This is a genomic window from Maricaulis sp. CAU 1757 (assembly GCF_054482675.1).
The window spans coordinates 547,014-565,791 of the sequence record NZ_JBTLRI010000001.1; the positions used below are offsets into that span (position 1 = coordinate 547,014).

The 18,778-nt window shown below is 64.2% G+C and carries 22 protein-coding genes and 1 tRNA gene; 15 read left to right on the top strand and 8 right to left on the bottom strand.

Annotated features, from left to right (window positions below):
- Positions 1 to 115: 115 nt before the first annotated feature.
- Positions 116 to 200, bottom strand: a tRNA-Leu gene (locus ACXYMR_RS02570).
- Between the two features lie 121 nt (positions 201 to 321).
- Between ACXYMR_RS02570 and ACXYMR_RS02575 the strand changes: the two genes are divergently transcribed.
- From ACXYMR_RS02575 to ACXYMR_RS02585, 3 genes are read left to right on the top strand one after another with little or no spacing between them, the layout of a single operon-like run.
- Positions 322 to 957, top strand: coding sequence for an exopolysaccharide biosynthesis protein (locus ACXYMR_RS02575; RefSeq protein WP_458941186.1), 636 nt, complete (start codon positions 322 to 324; stop codon positions 955 to 957).
- 30 nt (positions 958 to 987) lie between these two features.
- The gene (locus ACXYMR_RS02580; RefSeq protein WP_458941187.1) at positions 988 to 1,524 is read left to right on the top strand and encodes a disulfide bond formation protein B; all 537 of its coding nucleotides are present in this window, start codon (positions 988 to 990) and stop codon (positions 1,522 to 1,524) included.
- The gene (locus ACXYMR_RS02585; RefSeq protein ID WP_458941188.1) at positions 1,521 to 2,117 is read left to right on the top strand and encodes a demethoxyubiquinone hydroxylase family protein; all 597 of its coding nucleotides are present in this window, start codon (positions 1,521 to 1,523) and stop codon (positions 2,115 to 2,117) included. The genes ACXYMR_RS02580 and ACXYMR_RS02585 overlap by 4 nt, the downstream gene beginning before the upstream one ends.
- A gap of 9 nt (positions 2,118 to 2,126) precedes the next feature.
- On the opposite strand, the gene ACXYMR_RS02590 is transcribed toward ACXYMR_RS02585, so the two are convergent.
- Together ACXYMR_RS02590 and ACXYMR_RS02595 are read right to left on the bottom strand one after the other, a co-directional pair.
- The gene (locus tag ACXYMR_RS02590; protein WP_458941189.1) at positions 2,127 to 3,590 is read right to left on the bottom strand and encodes a sensor histidine kinase; all 1,464 of its coding nucleotides are present in this window, start codon (positions 3,588 to 3,590) and stop codon (positions 2,127 to 2,129) included.
- A gap of 18 nt (positions 3,591 to 3,608) precedes the next feature.
- Positions 3,609 to 4,352: a TVP38/TMEM64 family protein gene (locus ACXYMR_RS02595; protein WP_458941190.1), complete on the bottom strand. Its 744-nt coding sequence runs from the start codon at positions 4,350 to 4,352 to the stop codon at positions 3,609 to 3,611.
- A 168-nt stretch (positions 4,353 to 4,520) separates the two neighbouring features.
- Between ACXYMR_RS02595 and rpmH the strand changes: the two genes are divergently transcribed.
- The 7 genes from rpmH (at position 4,521) to dapD (ending at position 10,015) form a co-directional block, all read left to right on the top strand.
- Complete coding sequence (gene rpmH, locus ACXYMR_RS02600) at positions 4,521 to 4,655, top strand: 50S ribosomal protein L34 (RefSeq protein ID WP_236955547.1); 135 nt, start codon at positions 4,521 to 4,523, stop codon at positions 4,653 to 4,655.
- Positions 4,656 to 4,660: 5 nt separating this feature from the next.
- Positions 4,661 to 5,038 (top strand): ribonuclease P protein component, encoded by a 378-nt coding sequence (gene rnpA, locus ACXYMR_RS02605; protein WP_458941191.1) that lies wholly within the window; start codon positions 4,661 to 4,663, stop codon positions 5,036 to 5,038.
- Between the two features lie 14 nt (positions 5,039 to 5,052).
- A complete protein-coding gene (gene yidC, locus ACXYMR_RS02610; protein ID WP_458941192.1) occupies positions 5,053 to 6,840 on the top strand; it encodes a membrane protein insertase YidC in 1,788 nt (595 codons plus the stop codon).
- 65 nt (positions 6,841 to 6,905) lie between these two features.
- Positions 6,906 to 7,490, top strand: a complete 585-nt coding sequence (gene yihA, locus ACXYMR_RS02615; RefSeq protein WP_458941193.1) for a ribosome biogenesis GTP-binding protein YihA/YsxC — start codon at positions 6,906 to 6,908, stop codon at positions 7,488 to 7,490.
- Positions 7,487 to 8,482: a DUF1036 domain-containing protein gene (locus tag ACXYMR_RS02620; RefSeq protein WP_458941194.1), complete on the top strand. Its 996-nt coding sequence runs from the start codon at positions 7,487 to 7,489 to the stop codon at positions 8,480 to 8,482. The genes yihA and ACXYMR_RS02620 overlap by 4 nt, the downstream gene beginning before the upstream one ends.
- Position 8,483: 1 nt before the next feature.
- A complete protein-coding gene (locus ACXYMR_RS02625; RefSeq protein WP_458941195.1) occupies positions 8,484 to 9,194 on the top strand; it encodes a pyrimidine 5'-nucleotidase in 711 nt (236 codons plus the stop codon).
- Complete coding sequence (dapD, locus tag ACXYMR_RS02630) at positions 9,191 to 10,015, top strand: 2,3,4,5-tetrahydropyridine-2,6-dicarboxylate N-succinyltransferase (protein WP_458941196.1); 825 nt, start codon at positions 9,191 to 9,193, stop codon at positions 10,013 to 10,015. The genes ACXYMR_RS02625 and dapD overlap by 4 nt, the downstream gene beginning before the upstream one ends.
- On the opposite strand, the gene ACXYMR_RS02635 is transcribed toward dapD, so the two are convergent.
- Positions 10,012 to 11,229: a BaiN/RdsA family NAD(P)/FAD-dependent oxidoreductase gene (locus tag ACXYMR_RS02635; RefSeq protein WP_458941197.1), complete on the bottom strand. Its 1,218-nt coding sequence runs from the start codon at positions 11,227 to 11,229 to the stop codon at positions 10,012 to 10,014. The two genes, dapD and ACXYMR_RS02635, sit on opposite strands and share 4 nt — an antisense overlap.
- Positions 11,230 to 11,365: 136 nt before the next feature.
- On the opposite strand from ACXYMR_RS02635, the gene ACXYMR_RS02640 reads away from it, so the two are divergent.
- Complete coding sequence (locus tag ACXYMR_RS02640) at positions 11,366 to 11,707, top strand: aspartate decarboxylase (RefSeq protein ID WP_458941198.1); 342 nt, start codon at positions 11,366 to 11,368, stop codon at positions 11,705 to 11,707.
- Between the two features lie 10 nt (positions 11,708 to 11,717).
- Here ACXYMR_RS02640 and ACXYMR_RS02645 read toward each other — a convergent pair whose 3' ends face one another.
- On the bottom strand, positions 11,718 to 12,167 hold the full coding sequence (locus tag ACXYMR_RS02645) for a hypothetical protein (protein WP_458941199.1): 450 nt from the start codon (positions 12,165 to 12,167) through the stop codon (positions 11,718 to 11,720).
- A 58-nt stretch (positions 12,168 to 12,225) separates the two neighbouring features.
- Complete coding sequence (locus tag ACXYMR_RS02650) at positions 12,226 to 12,723, bottom strand: cupin domain-containing protein (RefSeq protein WP_458941200.1); 498 nt, start codon at positions 12,721 to 12,723, stop codon at positions 12,226 to 12,228.
- A gap of 50 nt (positions 12,724 to 12,773) precedes the next feature.
- Between ACXYMR_RS02650 and dapE the strand changes: the two genes are divergently transcribed.
- Together dapE and ACXYMR_RS02660 are read left to right on the top strand one after the other, a co-directional pair.
- Positions 12,774 to 13,940, top strand: coding sequence for a succinyl-diaminopimelate desuccinylase (dapE, locus tag ACXYMR_RS02655; protein WP_458941201.1), 1,167 nt, complete (start codon positions 12,774 to 12,776; stop codon positions 13,938 to 13,940).
- The gene (locus ACXYMR_RS02660) at positions 13,937 to 14,524 is read left to right on the top strand and encodes a hypothetical protein (RefSeq protein ID WP_458941202.1); all 588 of its coding nucleotides are present in this window, start codon (positions 13,937 to 13,939) and stop codon (positions 14,522 to 14,524) included. Before dapE ends, ACXYMR_RS02660 begins: the two co-directional genes overlap by 4 nt.
- On the opposite strand, the gene truA is transcribed toward ACXYMR_RS02660, so the two are convergent.
- Both truA and fmt read right to left on the bottom strand, forming a co-directional pair.
- Positions 14,521 to 15,273: a tRNA pseudouridine(38-40) synthase TruA gene (gene truA, locus ACXYMR_RS02665; RefSeq protein WP_458941203.1), complete on the bottom strand. Its 753-nt coding sequence runs from the start codon at positions 15,271 to 15,273 to the stop codon at positions 14,521 to 14,523. The genes ACXYMR_RS02660 and truA overlap by 4 nt on opposite strands.
- Positions 15,273 to 16,205, bottom strand: a complete 933-nt coding sequence (fmt, locus tag ACXYMR_RS02670; RefSeq protein ID WP_458941204.1) for a methionyl-tRNA formyltransferase — start codon at positions 16,203 to 16,205, stop codon at positions 15,273 to 15,275. Before fmt ends, truA begins: the two co-directional genes overlap by 1 nt.
- 80 nt (positions 16,206 to 16,285) lie before the next feature.
- On the opposite strand from fmt, the gene ACXYMR_RS02675 reads away from it, so the two are divergent.
- Both ACXYMR_RS02675 and ACXYMR_RS02680 read left to right on the top strand, forming a co-directional pair.
- Entirely contained in the window at positions 16,286 to 16,636 is a 351-nt protein-coding gene (locus ACXYMR_RS02675) for a Kazal-type serine protease inhibitor family protein (protein ID WP_458941206.1), read from the top strand.
- A 187-nt stretch (positions 16,637 to 16,823) separates the two neighbouring features.
- Positions 16,824 to 18,746 (top strand): hybrid sensor histidine kinase/response regulator, encoded by a 1,923-nt coding sequence (locus ACXYMR_RS02680; RefSeq protein WP_458941912.1) that lies wholly within the window; start codon positions 16,824 to 16,826, stop codon positions 18,744 to 18,746.
- Positions 18,747 to 18,778 lie beyond the last annotated feature (32 nt).

The window sequence follows — 18,778 nt, forward strand, 5'->3', positions numbered from 1 at the left end:
TAACACCCTGATGCGGCAGTGACGAGACCCGAAACCAATCGCACACGGGCCAACGACAGCCGACCTGTCAAGGCCGGGATCCTCGCCCGGGCCTGAGTGCATCGAAGTCTGGAAATGGTGCCCCTGGCCAGACTCGAACTGGCACTTCCGAAGAAAACGGATTTTGAATCCGTCGCGTCTACCAATTCCGCCACAGGGGCCAGCCGGGCAAATTCGGAGGCGCAAGCTGCCGATCCGGCCCTGTCCTGTCAACAACCCATTCCGCTCGACGCCCAAGCATGCCATCGCTAGGGTCGCGACGATTGTCGGATAGGAGCAGGCATGTCGGAAACAGCCGGGTCACGTGGTCTTGTCAGCGCCCTGGAAGCGATTGCTGATGCAGCGCCGCAGGGTGGCATTTCGCTGGGCAGCTTCGTCGATCAGCTAGGGGAGCGGGCTTTCGGCGTGGTCCTTTTTGCACTTGCTTTGCCGGTGACCATTCCGTTTCTGTATGGCATTCCCCAGCTCATCGCCCTGCCCATGCTCGCTCTCTCGGCCCAGATGGCGCTTGGTCACGATGAGCCCTGGCTGCCGGGCAAGTTCAAGTCGCGTCAACTCGGGAAGCCCGGGCTTGAGCGCATGGCAAGATTTGGCCGGCGCTGGTTTGGCTGGCTGGAGAACCTGGCCCGCCCACGCCTGCTGTTCCTGTCCGGCCCGACCGCGGAACGGCTGGTGGGCTTTGTTTTCCTGCTGTTCTGCGCTTCCATTCTGGTTCCCCTGCCACTGACCAACTCGGCTCCCGGCGTAGCGCTCGCGGTCGCCTCGCTGGGCCTGCTGACCCGTGACGGCATTCTGGTTCTTCTGGGGCTGGCCTGGGGATTGGCATGGATCTGCCTGCTCATCACCCTGTTCGTCCTGTTCGGCAGTGCCGGCGTCGACATCCTCAAGGACTTCATCCGCTCCCTCGTGGGTGCCTGAGCGCATCCGTCGCAGGACACAGCCGCTTCCATGGATCAGAATACACGCATGACCCGTCTCGACACCTTCCTGAACCCGACCCGCTGGCCCTTCGTGACCGCCGCTGTCTCCTTCGCCCTGTTGCTCGGCGCCTGGGGGTTCCAGTACATCGGCCACTTCGACCCCTGCCCGCTGTGCTATGACCAGCGCGATATCCACAAGCTGATCATCCTCGTCAGCCTGGTAAGCGGGACCCTGCTGATCCTGCGTCCGTCCTGGACGCGACTGGCTCCGGTCCTGGTGCTGCTGATCGCCGCAGGGTTTGCCTGGTCGGCAGGGTTTTCCGCCTGGCATGCCGGCATCGAGTATGACTGGTGGGCCGGTCCTGAGACCTGCACAGCCAGCACCGGCGGCAGCATTTCCACGGCGGACGTGCTGGCGGCCCTGAGCGGTGAGCGTCCGGTCGTCATGTGTGACGAAGCGGCCTGGACATTGTTCGGCATTTCCATGGCCGGCTACAATGCAATCATATCCGCAGTCCTGGCCCTGGCATCCGTCTGGGTCGCAGTCCGTGGAGCTCGCGCATGACCGCTGCACCCGCCGATGTCGACACACGCCGTCACAAGCCGCGCCCGCCTCTGCCCGGCACACGCCGCGACGGGCCGCGCTTGGCGGAAATGATCCGCGTCGACCATGCCGGCGAATACGGCGCCGTCACCATCTATCGCGGCCAACGCGCCATCTTTTCCACCCTGCCGCACAAAGCCCGCATCGCCCGGCAATTGCGCGACATGGAAGCGGAGGAACAGCATCATCTCGATGCATTCGACGGGCTGATCCTGAATGGCGACACCCGCCCCACCCTGCTGGCTCCGCTCTGGAAAGCCGCCGGCACTGCGCTGGGCATGGGCACGGCCCTGCTCGGCGATAAGGCGGCCCACGCCTGCACAGAGGCCGTCGAGACCGTGATCGAGCAGCACTACGCCGCTCAGATCGAGGAATTGCGCCGTATCGGCGAAGACGAGCTGGCCGACCTGTTCACGCTCTTTCGTGAAGAAGAAATCGCGCACCGTGATACCGCGATCGAGGAAGGCAGCACCGAAACCCCCGGCCACCGCCTCCTGACCGGCCTCATTGAAGCCGGGTGCCGGGTCGCCATTGGCGTCAGCGAGCGGGTCTGATCACGCCGGTCAGGCCACGGCCTGACGCAACGGCAATTTGACCTCGAACACGGTCCCGTCCGGTCCGGACTTCACGAGGCAAACGTCCCCGCCATGGCTACGCGCGATCTCGCGGGCAATGGACAGGCCAAGGCCCGCGCCGCCCCGCCGGGTCGATGCGGCAAACGCCTTGAACAGATTGTCCCGCGCCTTGGCAGGCAAACCCGGGCCGGTATCGCACACCTCCAGCACGGCAAAGCCGTCCTCGCTGCGCGCGTGCACCAGCAGGGTGCGGGGTCCGTCAGATCCCTGCATCGCCTGCACGGCATTGCGGCACAGATTGAGGAAGAGCCGGTGCGTATGATCGGGGTCGACGTCCAACTCAAGGGCGGTGTCGACCTGGTTGTCCCAGGCGATCCCGGCCTCGGCCACTGCCGCGTCGCCCGCCACATCCTCGAGCAGGTCCGCGATGATGACAGCCTGGCGCACCGGTCGACTGTCCTCGGCCCGACCGAATTCGAGCGTTGCCTGGCATAACCGAATGCCGCGACTGACCGCCCTCACCAGACGCTGCCCCATGGTGCGGACGCGCTCGTCCTCGTCTTCGGCCAGACGGTCGGAAACCAGCTGCGCGCTTGCGAGCACATTGCGAAGGTCATGATTGATCTTGGCCACCGCCGACCCCAAGGCGGCCAGGCGCTCCCGCTGGTGCAGCGCCTGGCGCAAGCCAGCCTGCATCAACGCCAGCTCCTCTTCGGCCTGGCCGATTTCGTTTCTCAAACCGCACGGACGGATGATGTTGGCCTCGTCCTCCGGCGCCTCGCGAAACCGCGTCATCGCCGCCGCCAGTCGTCGCATCGGCCGCACGAAGAGGTAGAACAGCGCGCAGTAAACCGCTGCCCCTACCAGCAGGGCGGCCAGTCCGGCATAGGCCAGCAGACGACCGGAAAAGTCCTGCAACGCCACCTTCAGCGGCGCTTCTCGCACGATCACGTCGATCAGCTCGTCCGGGTAGCCGGCCGGCACGGCTCGGATTCGCAGGAGGCGGCCGCGTGGCGCGGTCAAGGTGTCGATCGTGTCCCGCACGTGGCCGGCCCAGCTGGTCGAGCGCAGGTCACTCTCCACCAAACCATCGCCGATCGGACCACTGTACAGGATGAGCTCGTTCATGCCGTCTCGCACACGCGACACAGCGACCGCGTCAGCGCCCATCAGAAGCGCTCGAACCTCGGCCTCGCCCAGGGCCCCGCCCGGCGCCACATCGGCCGCCAGCGCCGCCAGGTGCGCCGCCTCGGTCCGTTCTGTCATCCACTGCACGCGAAAACTGGCGGTGGCGGGGAAATAGACCAGGACCAGACCCAGCGCGATCAGCCCGACCGTGACCATCAGCAATTGACCCGGCAGGCTGTCAAGAATCTGGCCGATCAGACCCGGGCGACGGCGCTGGCGGCGTGGCGTCGGCTCGCCGGGAACGGAATCAGACTCTGGGGTCATGGCCTCACGGCCAATACCCTAGTGCGGATTCTCCGACAAGGCGACGACCTCCGCCTGCCCCCGTCGACGGCGCAGCCAGACCGGTGCCAGCGCTATAAACAGCACCATCAGGGCCGTGACCAAGAAGACCGGGTGGGTAAAGTCCCGCCAGCCGGGTCCTCGCCCCTCCTCGAGCAGGACGGCCAGACCACTGCCCAGCCCGGAATAGACGATGGTGGAAGGGATCGACCCGATCATGGTCGCCACCACGAAGCGGACGAGGCTGGCGCCGAGCAGTGCCGCCGCCAAGTTGACCAGGAAGAAGGGCAGCGGCACCAGCCGCAACACTATCAGATAGCTCAGATCGTTCTTGCGAAAGCCAGCCGCGAAGCGCTCGACGCGCTGGCGCAGCCGCGCCTGGCGGGTTTCACCCACCAGAAAACGCAACATCAGCAGGCTGAGCACGGCACCACCGGTCAGCCCGATCAGCGACACCGGCACGGCCCAGTAGAAGCCAAGCAGAAACCCGCCGCCGAGTGTGAACCAGAAGGCTCCCGGCAATGTCACTGACACGAGAACCATGTAGACCAGCGCATATCCGAGCGCTGCCAGGACCGGGTGAGCCGCCACCCAGGTCGCGGCCGCCTCACCGGCCGCCTCCACGCCTCCGGCCAGCGCGCTGCCCTGCCCACCGAGATAGACGGCTACAATACCGGTAAGGATAAAAGCGGCGAGCACTGCCAGACGGAGCAGCGGGCGGGATCGTTCTTCAGGTCCATCCATTATTTTAGCATCACCTCCTGGTGCTCTCGCCACGCCTGTCCCGACCGGCCTGCCCGACTGACATCACGTCTCGCGTGGGTGTGCAATTGGTGGCAGCTGCCCTTGACGGGCCGCCATCCCTTGCGTATTAGCCGCCGCTCTCGAATTGAACGCCGATGGAGCGCGACCGTGAAACGCACATTCCAACCATCAAAGCTCGTCCGCAAGCGTCGGCACGGCTTCCGTGCGCGCATGGCGACCAAAGCCGGCCGTCAGGTTCTGGCACGTCGCCGGGCCAAGGGTCGCAAGCGTCTGTCCGCTTAAGGACCATGCCTGCGCCGCCGCCAGCCCTCAAGCGGCTGAAAAACCGGCGCGAGTTTCTAAACGCCGCAAAAGGCCGAAAAGCCGTCCGATCGGGTGTTGTCGTCCAGGCACGCCCGCGAGACGGCTCTTCGCATATTGGGGCGGGCTTTACCGCCACGCGCAAAATCGGGGGCGCGGTTGTCCGCAATCGCAGCAAACGCCGTTTGCGCGAGGCCGCCCGGCTGCTACTCCCCCTCCACGGCCAGCCCGGCTTTGACTATGTATTCATCGCACGCGCCGTCACGCCCGCACGGGATTGGCAGCGTCTGCTGGGGGATGTCGAGGGCGCATTGAAAGATTTGGCCGCATCAAGGTCGGCCGATCGGCGCGACACTAAAGCCTGAGAGGCCGAGTTTTCATGGGTGAGCAACGCAACCTCTTCATCGCGCTGGGACTGATCCTGGCGATCATGCTGGGCTACCAGTACCTGGTGCTCGAACCCGCCCAACAGCGCCGCGAACAGGCCGAAGACGCCGCCATTGAGGCGGCTCGCGAATTGGCCGACCCAGGCCTTCCGCCGTCCACTATCGAAACCGCCCAGCCGACCGCGCGGACCCGCGGCGAAGCCTTGGCCGACGTCGAGCGTGTAGCCATCGAGGGCCCCGCCGTCATCGGTTCGCTGTCGCTTACCGGCGCCCGCTTCGACGACATCCGCCTGCGCCGGCACACCGCAAGCGTCGACACCGACCTTCCGGTCGCCGTGCTGAATCCGCTCGGTGGCGAACATGTTTTCTATGCCCGTGACAGCTGGCAGTCGGCGACGCCCGGGTTTACCGACCTGCCCAACGGCATGTCCGAGTGGGAACTCGTGTCCGGCGACCGGCTGACCCCGGACAGCCCTGTCGTGCTGGCTTATGAGACCGGGTCCGGCCTGCGCTTCGAACGCACCATCACAGTCGATGACGACTACATGTTCACGCTCACCGACACGGTGACCAATAATTCTGGCCAGTCAGTCGATCTGCAGCGCTATGGCCTGGTCCGCCGCGAAGGCATGCCGGCCAATCTGATCAAGAACATGGCGGTATTCGAGGGGGCCATCGCGGTCGTCGACGGCGCCATGACCCGCTCCAGCTTCAACAAGCTGGAAGACGGTGACGGCCAAACCGAAGTATCCGGTACCGGCGGCTGGGTCGGCATCACTCAGCGCTACTGGATGGCGGCCGCGATCCCCGACCAGTCAACGCCCTACACCGCCCGCTTCCGCACCATCGAGCGCGGTGCTGTCGACGCCTATGAGGCCAGCTATGCCGGTCTCGCTCGCGCGCTACCGGCCGGCCAGAGCATGACCTCGACCTCACACGTCTTCGCCGGCGCCAAGGAACTCGACGTGCTCGACGCAGTCGAGGACACCTATGGCGTCGAGCGCTTCGACATGGCGATCAACTGGGGCTGGCTGTGGTTCCTGACCCGCCCCTTCGTGTGGCTGCTGCACGTGCTGGAAGGCTTCACCGGTCATTTCGGTGCCGCCATCCTGCTGCTCACCCTGATCATCAAGCTGGTCATGTTCCCGCTCGCCAACCGTGCGTACGCCTCGATGGCGAAAATGAAGGCGGTGCAGCCGAAAATGGCCGAGATCAAGGAACGTTACGGCGCCGACCAGCAGAAACAGCAACAGGCGATGATGGAGCTGTACAAGAAGGAAAAGATCAATCCGCTGGCCGGCTGCCTGCCGATCCTGCCGCAGATCCCGATCTTCTTCGCGCTCTACCAGACCCTGTTCAACGCCATCGAGATGCGCCACGCGTCCTTCCCGGGCTGGATCAACGACCTGTCCGCACCGGATCCGACCAACATGTGGAACCTGTTCGGCCTGCTACCCTACGACCCCTCGAGCTGGCCGATTCTTGGCGGCGTGCTCGCCATCGGTCTGTGGCCGATCTTCATGGGCATCACCATGTCGGCCCAGCAGGCTCTGAATCCGCCGCCCGGTGACCCGATGCAGGCACGCATCATGTCGATGCTGCCGATCATCTTCACCGTCTTCCTGGCCCAGTTCGCGGTCGGTCTGGTGATCTACTGGGCGTGGAACAACTTCCTCTCGGTCGTGCAGCAATACATCATCATGCGTCGGCATGGGAACGAGACCCAGCTTGACAAGCTGATTGCCCGGTTGCGCGGCAAACCGGCAGGAGACGAAAGCTGAGCGCGAGCGACGATCTGGACGAAGGTGCCGGGCGGAGGCTGTTCTCACGTCCCTGCACCTTCCTCATGGGCGCAGTGGATCTTGACCATCTGCCGCCGCCGGACCGGCTGGAAGTGGCCTTTGCGGGCCGCTCCAATGTCGGCAAGTCCTCGCTGATAAACGCGCTGACCGGCCATAATGGCTTGGCCCGCGCCTCGGGCGAACCCGGGCGTACCCGCGAGCTTAACTTCTTCAATGTCGAGGGTACCGACCTGCGCATTGTCGACCTGCCTGGTTACGGCTTTGCCAAAGCCCCCAAGCCGGTGGTCGAGAAATGGACACGATTGACCCGCAGCTTCCTGCAGGGGCGCGCCAACCTCAAACGCGTCTACCTCCTGATCGACAGTCGGCACGGCCTCAAGCCGGTCGACGAGAAGATCATGGACGTGTTCGATGAAGCCGCCGTGAGCTACCAGATCGTGCTGACTAAGTCCGACAAGATCAAGCCGCCCGCCGTGAAGCGCGTAACAGATGAAACGCTCGCCGCCATCATCCGCCGGCCGGCCGCCTTCCCGCGCGTGGTCGCCACGTCTTCGTCCAAGACCGATGGCATCTCCGACCTGCGGGCGGAGATCGCGGCCCTGGTGGAGCAGGGAGGACTGAACGCTTGATCCATCGCCTGATGAGCCTGCTCGCCGGCCTGGTCGCTGTTTTAACTCTTGGCAGTGGCCAAGCACACGCGGCCGACATCTGCAACGAGACCAGCTATGTCGTCGAGGTCGCCGCCGGCTGGCCGGTCGAGGGCGGCGTCGCCATTGAAGGCTGGACGCGTGTGCGTCCCGGCGAGTGCGCCGCGATCGCGGAAGAGGCCGACCTCGCGGGCAATGCGCCCCTCTACTTCTATGCCCAGTCCTCCGAGGCCTATCCCGGCGGCGTGCGCGAGTGGCGCGGCACGGTCCCGCTCTGTGTCGACAACGCCGATTTCGAGGTCGTTGCCAATACGCGATGCGCACAGCTAGGCATGGCCTCACGCGAATTCTTCACCCGCGAAGGCGACGAGCGCGATCGCACCGTGCTGGTCGAGCCGGCCGATTACGGCGACAGGGCGGGATCGGCCGCAATTCAGCGCCTGCTCCAGGCGACCGGCTACGGCATCGTCAATATTGACGGCATTGAAGGCCGAGGCACCCGCCGCGCCATTTCGACCTTCCTGTCGGACATCGGCCGCTCATCCCGACCGGCTACGCCGGAATTGATCGACGCGATCGAGTCCCGCGCTCTGGCCCGCAACGCCCAGAGCGGGCTAACGCTGTGCAATGAGGCTGATGGCGACATCGCCACGACGGTTGGGCACAATATCGGCGGGGTCTGGCAGTCGCGCGGCTGGTGGCGCCTGCATGCCGGCGAATGCGCCCGGCTGCTTGCGACCCGGCTGGAGAGCGACAATGTCTTCTTCTACGCCGAACGCATAACGCGATCCGGCCGCGGTATTCTGCTCGGGGGTGACGAGAGCTTCTGCGTCGGCCCGGCCCGCTTTGTGGCCGAGGAACGCACGGATTGCGTCGCTCGTGGCTATGTCGAAGCCCCCTTCCGACGCATCCCCGAACCGCAGGATGGCGGCGTGCGGCTGGCCCTGCAGGAATCAGATTTCCGGAGCCCCTAGAATGGCCACTGCCCGCCCTGATCTCAGCCATGTCTCGCACTGGGTGTTCGATCTCGACAACACGCTCTACCCGTCAGATGCGCCGGTAATGAGCCAGGTCGAAGCAAAGATGACCGAGTATGTGGCGCGACTGACCGGCCTGGAGCTGGGCGAAGCACGCACGCTACAGAAGTCCTATTGGCGTCAGTACGGCACCACCCTCAACGGGCTGATGGCCAATCACGAGATCAATCACCGCGAATTCCTCGATTTCGTGCACGACATCGATACCGGCGTCATTGTCCCCGATCCGCAATTGGTAAAGCAGATTTCAGCCCTGCCGGGCACTCGACTCGTCTACACCAACGGCTCGCTGCGGCACGCTGAACGGATTCTCGACCGGCTGGGCATGACGCATTTGTTCAGCGACGTTTTCGACGTCGAGGCTGCCGGCTTCGTGCCCAAGCCCAACCGGGCCGGCTTCGACCGTTTCAATGCCCGCTTCGCCATTCCTGCTGCACAGACCAGCTTCTTCGAGGATTCCGAGCGAAACCTGAAAACCGCGCACGAGCTGGGCTATACCACTGTGCTCGTCCGGGCCAAGGAAGGCCCGCGCAACGAGGAAAGCGCCGCGCCCGGCAGCCATCCCGACCACGTCCACTACGCGGTGGACTGCCTGCCTACCTTCCTCGGTTCGATCCGGACCTCCAGCCACAAGGACGACACGCCATGATCGAGCGCCTGCAATCCATCATCGACACGGCTTGGGACAACCGCGGCGACATCAATGCCGAAACAGGAGGCGATATTCGCGAGGCGGTTGATACCGCAATCGCCATGCTCGACAGCGGCGAAGGCCGTGTCGCGGAGCCGACCGACAGCGGTGAATGGCAGGTCAATCAGTGGCTCAAGAAAGCCGTCCTGCTCGGCTTCCGCCTCAATCCCATGACCACAATTGATGGCGGTGTGGCCGGAGCACAGTGGTGGGACAAGGTGCCTTCCAAGTTCGAAGGCTGGGGCGAGACCGAGTTCAAGACGGCCGGATTCCGTGCCGTGCCGCCCTGCGCCGTACGTCGCGGCGCCTACATCGCCCCCGGCACCGTACTCATGCCCAGCTATGTCAACATCGGGGCCTATGTCGACGAAGGGGCCATGATCGATACTTGGGCTACCGTCGGTTCGTGCGCCCAGATCGGCAAGAACGTCCACATCTCCGGTGGTGTCGGCATTGGCGGCGTACTCGAGCCGCTGCAGGCCAATCCGGTGATCATCGAGGACGATGTCTTCATCGGTGCCCGTTCGGAAGTTGCCGAAGGCGTCATCGTGCGCCAAGGGGCGGTTCTTTCGATGGGGGTTTTTCTCGGCCAATCGACCAAGATCGTCGATCGGGCCACCGGCGAGATCACTCGTGGCGAAGTGCCAGCCTATTCGGTCGTCGTTCCGGGCAGCCTGCCCGACCCGAAGGGCGGACCATCGCTGGCCTGTGCCGTCATCGTGAAGCGCGTCGACGCCCAGACTCGGGCCAAGACCGCGATCAACGAATTGCTGCGCTAGTTTTCCCCCTTGGCCAGCCAGGCTTGCAAGCCGTGAGCGGCCCACATGCCTGAGGCGAAGCTCGCCTGGAGCAGATAGCCTCCCGTCGGCGCATCCCAGTCCAGCATCTCGCCGGCCACGAACACCCCTGGCAATGCCTTGAGCATCAGCCCGTCATCGACGGCGTCGCGGGCGACGCCGCCGGCTGACGATATGGCACGATCAAGGCCACGCTGGCCCGTCACTTCCAATGGAACGGACTTGATCAAGCTGGCCAGCACTTCGGGGCCCCGCGGCACCGCCGGGACACAATCCCGCAGCACGTTGACCGCAGCGGGCCCCAGCCCCGCCTTGCGCAGCAGGTTGGCCGTCGACGCCCCTTCGCCCGCTTTCTCCAGTGTATACGTTACGCCCTCCGTCGACACGTGCGGCTTCAGGTCAAGCTGGAGCGGGACCGGGCCGGTGGCCAGCGCCTCGCGCACGGGCGCCGAAAGCGCATAGACCGGACCGCCCTCCATGCCGTATTCGGTCAGCATCAGATCCCCCATAACCACTTCCTCGCGGAAGCGCAGGGCGACAGTCTTTAGCGGCGTCCCGGCCAAGCTCTTCACATGCTTCGTCCAGGCAATCTCGATGCCGGTATTGGACGCCTCGAACGGACGCACGGCGACATCGCGCTCGCGCAGGCGCGTGGCCCAGCCGCCATCAGACCCCAGTCTCGGCCAGCTGGCCCCGCCCAGCGCCAGCAGGACCGCCTCAAACTCCTGCTCGATCAAACCGTCCAGCGTATCGAAGCGCAGAACACCCGGCCGGGGCCAGCCGGCCCAGTGGTGGCGCAGGTGCAGGCGCACGCCGCGCGCTTCCAGCCTGGACCGCCAGGCACGCAGCAGAGGCGATGCCTTCATGGCGCGCGGAAAAACCCGGCCGCTCGACCCGACAAATGTGTCCTGACCGAGCTCGTCGGCCCAGGCGCGCAGGGCGTCCGGCGGGAAGGCTTCGATCATGGGTGTCAGCCAGTCGGCCGCCTCGCGATAGCGCGTGATGAAGTCCTCGCGCGCTTCGGCGTGCGTCAGATTGAGCCCGCCGCGCCCGGCCATCAGGAACTTGCGACCGGGGGTCGGCATGCGCTCGAACACCTCGACCCCATGGCCCTGACCGGACAGGTATTCCGCGGCAATCAGGCCGGCTGGGCCGGCCCCGATAATGGCTATGTTCTTGGTCGCGCTGTCGGTCATACCGCGTTCTAGCCGCTCCTTCGCGCTGGCACCATCTCGCCTTGCCGGCCTTTGACTGTGGAGCGAACGGGCGTGTGGCTACCGTCGTTCCACCGAATCTGATGGGATGCGTCCCTTGATGGCACAGGGGCACACCATGACCGATGACAATAGCAAGACCGATACAGCCGACATTGATCCGGCAGCCCCCTATGGCTCGGCCCGCAACCCGTCGGAATTCGATGTCCTCAAGCGTCTCGACGCTGAAGAGCCCTATTTCATCATCCGCGGCTCGGACCCGCTGTCCGACGCACTGGTCGAACTGCACGCCTACATAGGCGCGGGTCAGTCCGGTGCCGCCCACGACACGCTGGAGCGCATCCTGGCCCTGACCGCCCAGCACCCGCCGCGCCCGGTCGGCTCGCCCAAATACCGCGAGACCTTCAAGATTTCCGTCTCGATGGAACGCTATCGCGAGACCCACGGCCGCAAGAGCTGATTGCCGACCGCTACGGCAGCGGCAATAGTTCGGTCTTCCCCGGCAGGGGGCTAAGGTTTGCCAATCGCGTATTGGCCCGCCACTCTGCCAGGATCCAGGTTTCGCCCGTCTTCAGGAAAACGAAGCTGAAGTACAACGGGACGCCGCTGGACCAGTAGCTGGCCGCGAGAAAATGCCGGACGCCTTCGCCGTGCGCCTCATAAGATATGGGGTGATAGTCCTGCATCTGGCCATCGGTGAGGAAGCTCTCGAAACCAGCAATAGCGGAGCGCGCCTGGTACTCCGTTGTGCCTAGGCCGATATTAATTTCTACCATAGTTTCCATTGGGTTGTCGGCAATCCTATCGAATAGGGCATCGACCCATACAGCCGGACTGGAAATCTCTCTGACCCGAACCTCGGCCAGGGCTGCTGCCGGCAAGCAAATGGCAGCCACCACGGCCAAAACCAAACGTCCCATATCCGTACCCCCCATTTGATCTTACAGAGCCGAGCATAGGCCGACGCAGAGGATGTTGTCACCCGCCCTGCGCGTCCCGACCGCCTGATGCAACCAAACCCGACCCATCCTTGCGCCGGAAGCAGTCCGATCCGGTGTAACGGCCCGGGTGTGCGTGCATGTCGATATCCGGATAGCTGCACGCATCGGCATCATCGCGTGTACCGATCGCCAATAGCACGCAGTCCCGCTCCGACCGGTTGATGAAATGGTGGGCGTCCGGCTCGCCAGCGCGAAATCCAACCGCCTCGCCGGTCCTCACCATTTCCTCACCGGCGTCGGTGACCAGCACCGCCTCGCCTTCCAACACCAAGACCAGCTCGTCCTCGTGACTGTGCCAGTGGCGCTGCCCCGTCCACACGCCCGGTGGCAGGCGCACCAGGTTCGCCCCGAACTGGCTAAGCCCCGCCGCATCCGCCAACTTGCGCGCGCCCCGCTTCCTACACGGCGCATCATAGGGTGGCGGATAGGCCGTGCCCCGGACTTCCTCGACTTCACTGACGACGAATTTTCGCATGACTGCATCCTTGTTCTGGCGTGCTTGCGCGAAGCCATTATGTTGCGCATATGGCGACATTTACAGACCTCTCCGACCCGCTTCCCCTAGCCCGCGACCTGATCCGCAAGCCATCGATAACGCCGGCCGAAGCCGGGGCCCTTGACCGTCTGCAGTCGGCGCTAGAAGGGCTGGGGTTCGAGTGCCGGCGAATGCCTTTCGAAGAAGTCGACAATCTTTACGCCCGCCGGGGCACGGGATCGCCCTGCTTCATGTTTGCCGGTCACACCGATGTCGTCCCGCCCGGTCCCGAGGCAGACTGGCAGCACGCGCCTTTCGATGCCACCGAGGCGGACGGGATGCTGTGGGGCCGCGGTGCGTCCGACATGAAAGGCGCCATCGCCGCCATGGTGGCCGCGGTCAGTCGCCATCTGGACCAAGATGGCGACAATAACGGCTCAATCGCCTTCCTGATTACCGGCGACGAGGAAGGCCCGGGCATCAACGGGACCAAGCGTGTACTTGCCGCCCTGGCCGAGGAAGGTGAAAGGTTCGACCATTGCCTGGTCGGTGAGCCGACCAACCCCAACCAGCTCGGCGACACCATCAAGTCCGGGCGCCGCGGTAGTCTCAATTGCGAAATACGCGTGGTTGGCCGCCAAGGACATGTCGCCTACCCCGAACGGGCTGAAAACCCGATCCCGCCTCTGCTCGATCTGCTATCCCGGCTGCTGGCCCGCAAGCTGGACGACGGCGCCCCGCATTTCCAACCGTCCAACCTGGAGGTTGTCACCGTCGACGTCGGCAATCCGACCACCAATGTAATTCCCGCGGAGGCCCGTGCCCGCTTCAATATCCGCTTCAATATCAATCATACCGGTGCCGACCTGACGCGCTGGATCGAGGATCTGAGCGCCGCCGTCGGCCTGCACTTTGACGGCCGGGTCGAGACCGACATCAAGGTGTCCGGCGAGGCCTTCCTCACACCGGCCGGTGAATTTACCTCGCTGCTCCAGGATTGTGTCGAGGCAGAGACCGGCCGCCGCCCGGCTCTGACCACCGGTGGCGGTACGTCCGATGCACGCTTTATTCAGGCCTATGGGCCGGTTGCCGAATTCGGGCTTGTCGGAGCCACCATGCACCAGATTGATGAAAGAGTTGCAATCAGCGATATCGAGACGTTGACCCGGATCTATACTCGTATTCTTGACCAGTACTTCAGCGACCCACCCGCATGACCAAGCTGGCCAACGAAGCCGCCCGGGGGCTGATCGGTAGCTGGCGCCTGCTGACCTTCCGGTCCGGCTGGGAAAACTGCTTCAACATCTCTGTCGGCGGCTTCTGGCGATCATTTGCTGCCGCCGGGCTTGCGGTTCCGCTACTTGCTCTGGCCCAGGCCGGTGCAACGCGGGCCGGATACCCGGTGCCAATGTCGTTCCTGGCAACGCAGTACGTTCTGTCTTGGCTGGCTTTCCCTATTGCCGCCGCCGTGGCCGCCAGGATGGCCGGCGCCAAGCACCGCATCGTGCCTTGGATCATCATCCACAACTGGAGCGTATTGTGGCTCTACGGCTTGCAGGCCTGCATGGCCGCACTGTTCGTGGCCGGCCTGCTCAGTATAGAGCTGCTGGCGCTCTTCTCATGGCTCTACATCTACGTCCGCATTCTTGTGCACTGGCGGATCGCCTATGGCGCACTCGGCTTGCCGACAATCACTTCAGCCCTGGTTGCAGCCGTGCCGATCCTGGTCGGCCATATCGTCTCGACCGCCGTTTTCCTCGCCATGACCAGCGCGCAGTCACCGGGAGCAATTCCGACCTAGACCGCGTCCACGGGATAATCGACAGCGGTCAGGTAGAGCCCGTCCGGCGGCGCCACAGGGCCGCAGCGACTGCGGTCTGCGGCCTTCAGGGCAGCGCCGAAATCCCGGACCGACCATTTGCCAACACCGACTTCCACCAGGGAACCAACCATGGATCGCACCTGTCTGTGCAGGAATGAGCGCGCCGAGCAGGTCAGCTGGACCTCCTCGCCATAGCGCGCCACGGCAATCGCATCGAGCGTCTTGACCGGACTTTCCGCCTGGCACTGGGCATCGCGGAAGGTCGTGAAATCATGGCTGCCAACCAAGTGCTGCGCGGCATGGTGCATGGCCTCGGCATCGAGGCGCCGCGTCACGCGCCAGACCTGCCCGCGATCCAGCGTCAGCGGTGCCCGTCGATCGATCATACGGTACAGGTAATGGCGCTGTGTGGCGGAGAAGCGGGCATGAAACGCGTCGCTGACGCGGCTTGCCTCAAGAACCGCCACCGGATCCGGCTTGAGGTGATAATTGAGCGCGTCGCGCACCTTGTCGTCGGCGAGGTCCTTGACCAGGTCGATATGGGCGACCTGCCCCAGCGCGTGCACGCCACTATCCGTGCGGCCGGCGCCATAAACCAGGACCGGAGCCTGGTCGAGACGCTCAGCGGCGCGCTCCAGAGCCGCCTGCACGGAGGGCGCATTGTCCTGCCTCTGCCAACCGGCATAAGGCGTACCGTCGTATTCCAGGGTGAGCTTGTACCGCGGCATCAGTCCAGCTCCGCACCTGCGGGAATGGAGGTGCCGCGCAGGAAATCGGTTGCCTCCATGGCTCCTTTTCCTTCGCGTTGCAGACGTTTCAGGCGCAAGGCGCCCTCGCCTGTCGCGACGAGCAGCGCGTCATCCAGCACGACTCCGGGCTCGCCTGCCCCAGCCTCGGCTTCGGCCATCAATACTTTCACGCGGACCCTGCCCTTGTCGCCGACCCACTCGAACCACGCACCGGGAAAAGGCGACAGGCCCCGCACGTGAGCGGCCAGTTCCGATGCAGGTCGGGCCCAGTCAATTCGCGCCTCTTCCGAGCTGATCTTGCGGGCATAGGTAACCCCGTCTTGCGACTGCGGCACAGCTTCCAGAGAACCGCGCTCCAGTGCTGCCAGGGCCCGCGGCCACATCAGGGCACCGGCATCCATCAGCCGGTCGTGCAGGCTGGCTGCCGTATCGGTTTCTCGGATGGCGACATTCTCTGACAGCAGGATCGGCCCGGTATCCAGCCCGGCCTCCATCTGCTGTATCTGCACCCCGGTCTCGCTGTCGCCCGCCATGATCGCACGCTGAATAGGGGCCGCCCCGCGCCATCGCGGCAATAGGGAAGCGTGCAGGTTGAGACAGCCCATGCGTGGTGCGTCCAGTGCCGCTTGGGGCAGGATCTGGCCATACGCGACCACCGCGGCCAGGTCGAGATCCAGGCCGGCGAACTCCTCAATCACCTCCGGGTCGCGGAAACTCACCGGTGTCGAGACCGGAATGCCGAGCACCTCCGCCAGTTGGTGCACCGGGGTCTTGCGCTCTGCCTGGCCCCGACCGCGGCGACGCGGCGGCTGGGTGTACACACGGACAATGTCATGGCCGGCCGCTGCGATCTCGGCCAGAGACCGGGCGGCAAAGTCGGGCGTACCCATGAAGGCGAGACGAAGCGTCATGATCGGTCCAATTCCAGCTGGCGGCGGCGTAGGAGTGTGATAGCGTCCCGGCAGTCTGCCAGCCAAGCAGGAGCCACACCATGCCGATACGTGTCTTGCCTAGCCTTGTCCTTGTAGCCTTCCTGTCAGCCTGCGCGGCTCACACACCGCCACCGACCTATCCGCCCGACCAACCTCCGGGCGGCGGTGAAGGCGCCATGTGTGGCGGCCTGATGGGGGCGATCTGTACCGATCCGGCAACCTACTGCGCCTATCCGGCGTATGCTCAGTGTGGTGCTGCCGACCAGACCGGCACCTGCGAACGTCCACCGGAAGCCTGCGTTCAGGTATATGACCCAGTGTGCGGCTGCGACGGCCGCACATATGGCAATGCCTGCGAGGCTGCAGCACAACGAGCCAGCGTCGCCTATGCGGGAGAGTGCCGAGGGTAGGCGCCGCTCGTTTCAAGCGGCCGAGCGATTGGCGGGGCCGCCGCGGAAGTGTCAGAATCCAGCCTTAGGTTTCGAGCGGCGGCCCACCTTGGATCAGCTCAGGAAAAGACTTAGACTGCCGAATGATGTCTCGGGAGTCGGAATTGACGACACCGCCTGAATGGTGCCGAAGGAATGCCATCTGATGATGGACACGCAGAGCACTGAAGCGAGTCAGGGACAGCCACCACAGCAGCTTTCCCGTCATCGCGCCGACCTGCTGATCCAGAGCGTGACGGACTACGCCATCTATATGCTCGACCCCGAGGGTTTCATCACCAGCTGGAATGCCGGGGCGGAGCGTCTGAAAGGCTACACGCCAGATGAAATCATCGGCGAGCACTTCTCGCGTTTCTACACTGTCGAGGACCGTGAGGGCGGGGTCCCCGCACAGGTGCTCCATACGGCATTTCAGACCGGCCTCTTCGAAGCCGAAGGCTGGCGTATACGCAAGGACGGCTCAAGATTCTGGGCCAGTGTCGTCGTCGAACCGATCCTTGATGAAACCGGGGAGCATATCGGGTTCGCCAAGATCACTCGTGACATGTCTGTCCAACGCCAGACCGAAGAAGCCCTGCGCAAGAGCGAAGAGCGCTTCCGGCTCCTGGTTCAAGGAGTAACGGACTACGCAATCTACATGCTGGACCCGGACGGCCGGGTCTCGAGCTGGAACGCGGGCGCGGAACGATTCAAGGGCTATTCCGAAAACGAGATACTCGGCCAGCACTTCTCCCGCTTCTACCCACCTGCCGACCGGGCCGCCGGGGTGCCGCAGAAAGCTCTGGCCACGGCGGCATCTGAGGGCCGTTTCGAAGCAGAGGGTTGGAGGCTGCGAAAGGACGGAGAACGCTTCTGGGCACACGTCGTCATCGACCCGATACACAACGACGACGGCCAACTGCTTGGTTATACCAAGATCACCCGCGACCTCACTGAGCGCAGAAGGGCACAAGAGGCTCTGGAACAGTCACAGGAGCAGTTTTTTCAGGCTCAGAAGATGGAAGCCATCGGCAAGCTGACCGGCGGCGTCGCTCACGATTTCAATAACATCCTTTCAGCCATTCTCGGCAGTCTGGGTATCGCTCAGCGCCGGCTGAGGGCTGGACAGGACGCGGAACGCTTCATCAGCAATGCGGTGAAGGCTGCGGAACGGGGCGCAACGCTTACCCAGCGCATGCTGGCCTTCGCCCGCAAACAGGAACTGAACCTTGAGCCGATGGACATCATCGGCTCTCTCAAGGATACAGCCGAGCTGCTGCAACGCACGATCGGCCCCGGCATCACGATCAACACCAATCTTCCAGACAGCCTCAGCCCTGTCCTCGGCGATCGGTCTCAGCTCGAGCTGGCCATCATGAATCTCGTGGTCAACGCCCGAGACGCCATGCCGGACGGGGGCGACATTACGCTCCATGCCAATGCCGTCGATGATGCGCCGGACTGCGATACCCGGTTTGTCCGGGTGACTATCGAAGACCAGGGCGAAGGGATGGATGCCGAGACTCTCGCGCGAGCAACCGAACCGTTCTTCACGACGAAAGGCATAGGCAAGGGAACCGGGCTGGGCTTGTCCATGGTGCGCGGCATGGTCGAGCAGTGTGGCGGCCGATTGATACTCGACAGCGAGATCGGAAGAGGAACCACCGCAGAAATCTGGCTACCCATCGCGAATAGCGCGGTTTCGGAAACTGAAACCAAACCCGGCGCCTCGACAGCAGCCAACCGTCCGTGCCGAATCCTGGTGGTGGACGATGATGCCATCATCCTCCTCAACACGACGACCATGTTGGCCGAGATGGGACACGAGGTGCTGGAGGCCTACAGCGGCAAGGAAGCCCTCGATATCTTATCCCGGCACTCCGTCGACCTGATGATCACGGACTTCGCGATGCCTCAGATGAATGGCGCAGAGCTGATCGAGGAAGCGCTTAGTCGAAGCGCTGATCTCAAGGTCATCTTGGCATCCGGCTACGCCGATCTGCCAGATGGCTACAAGCTCGACGCCCCCCGCCTCCCCAAACCCTTCACCGAACGTGAGCTAACGGAAGCCATTCGCGCGGTCGCCGATTGAGCCGGGCCCTGCGGCCGGCGCTACAGCAGCGT

What these genes read in the sequence shown, in the direction of transcription:
- ACXYMR_RS02590 (WP_458941189.1), bottom strand. Translation starts at nt 3,590, where the DNA reads ATGACCCCAGAGTCTGATTCCGTTCCCGGCGAGCCGACGCCACGCCGC.
- yidC (WP_458941192.1), top strand. Translation starts at nt 5,053, where the DNA reads ATGGGTGAGCAACGCAACCTCTTCATCGCGCTGGGACTGATCCTGGCG.
- ACXYMR_RS02585 (WP_458941188.1), top strand. Translation starts at nt 1,521, where the DNA reads ATGACCGCTGCACCCGCCGATGTCGACACACGCCGTCACAAGCCGCGC.
- ACXYMR_RS02580 (WP_458941187.1), top strand. Translation starts at nt 988, where the DNA reads ATGGATCAGAATACACGCATGACCCGTCTCGACACCTTCCTGAACCCG.
- ACXYMR_RS02675 (WP_458941206.1), top strand. Translation starts at nt 16,286, where the DNA reads ATGCCGATACGTGTCTTGCCTAGCCTTGTCCTTGTAGCCTTCCTGTCA.
- ACXYMR_RS02660 (WP_458941202.1), top strand. Translation starts at nt 13,937, where the DNA reads ATGACCAAGCTGGCCAACGAAGCCGCCCGGGGGCTGATCGGTAGCTGG.
- yihA (WP_458941193.1), top strand. Translation starts at nt 6,906, where the DNA reads ATGGGCGCAGTGGATCTTGACCATCTGCCGCCGCCGGACCGGCTGGAA.
- truA (WP_458941203.1), bottom strand. Translation starts at nt 15,273, where the DNA reads ATGCCGCGGTACAAGCTCACCCTGGAATACGACGGTACGCCTTATGCC.
- rnpA (WP_458941191.1), top strand. Translation starts at nt 4,661, where the DNA reads ATGCCTGCGCCGCCGCCAGCCCTCAAGCGGCTGAAAAACCGGCGCGAG.
- ACXYMR_RS02650 (WP_458941200.1), bottom strand. Translation starts at nt 12,723, where the DNA reads ATGCGAAAATTCGTCGTCAGTGAAGTCGAGGAAGTCCGGGGCACGGCC.
- dapD (WP_458941196.1), top strand. Translation starts at nt 9,191, where the DNA reads ATGATCGAGCGCCTGCAATCCATCATCGACACGGCTTGGGACAACCGC.
- ACXYMR_RS02595 (WP_458941190.1), bottom strand. Translation starts at nt 4,352, where the DNA reads ATGGATGGACCTGAAGAACGATCCCGCCCGCTGCTCCGTCTGGCAGTG.
- ACXYMR_RS02645 (WP_458941199.1), bottom strand. Translation starts at nt 12,167, where the DNA reads ATGGGACGTTTGGTTTTGGCCGTGGTGGCTGCCATTTGCTTGCCGGCA.
- ACXYMR_RS02575 (WP_458941186.1), top strand. Translation starts at nt 322, where the DNA reads ATGTCGGAAACAGCCGGGTCACGTGGTCTTGTCAGCGCCCTGGAAGCG.
- dapE (WP_458941201.1), top strand. Translation starts at nt 12,774, where the DNA reads ATGGCGACATTTACAGACCTCTCCGACCCGCTTCCCCTAGCCCGCGAC.
- ACXYMR_RS02625 (WP_458941195.1), top strand. Translation starts at nt 8,484, where the DNA reads ATGGCCACTGCCCGCCCTGATCTCAGCCATGTCTCGCACTGGGTGTTC.
- ACXYMR_RS02680 (WP_458941912.1), top strand. Translation starts at nt 16,824, where the DNA reads ATGGACACGCAGAGCACTGAAGCGAGTCAGGGACAGCCACCACAGCAG.
- fmt (WP_458941204.1), bottom strand. Translation starts at nt 16,205, where the DNA reads ATGACGCTTCGTCTCGCCTTCATGGGTACGCCCGACTTTGCCGCCCGG.
- ACXYMR_RS02635 (WP_458941197.1), bottom strand. Translation starts at nt 11,229, where the DNA reads ATGACCGACAGCGCGACCAAGAACATAGCCATTATCGGGGCCGGCCCA.
- ACXYMR_RS02640 (WP_458941198.1), top strand. Translation starts at nt 11,366, where the DNA reads ATGACCGATGACAATAGCAAGACCGATACAGCCGACATTGATCCGGCA.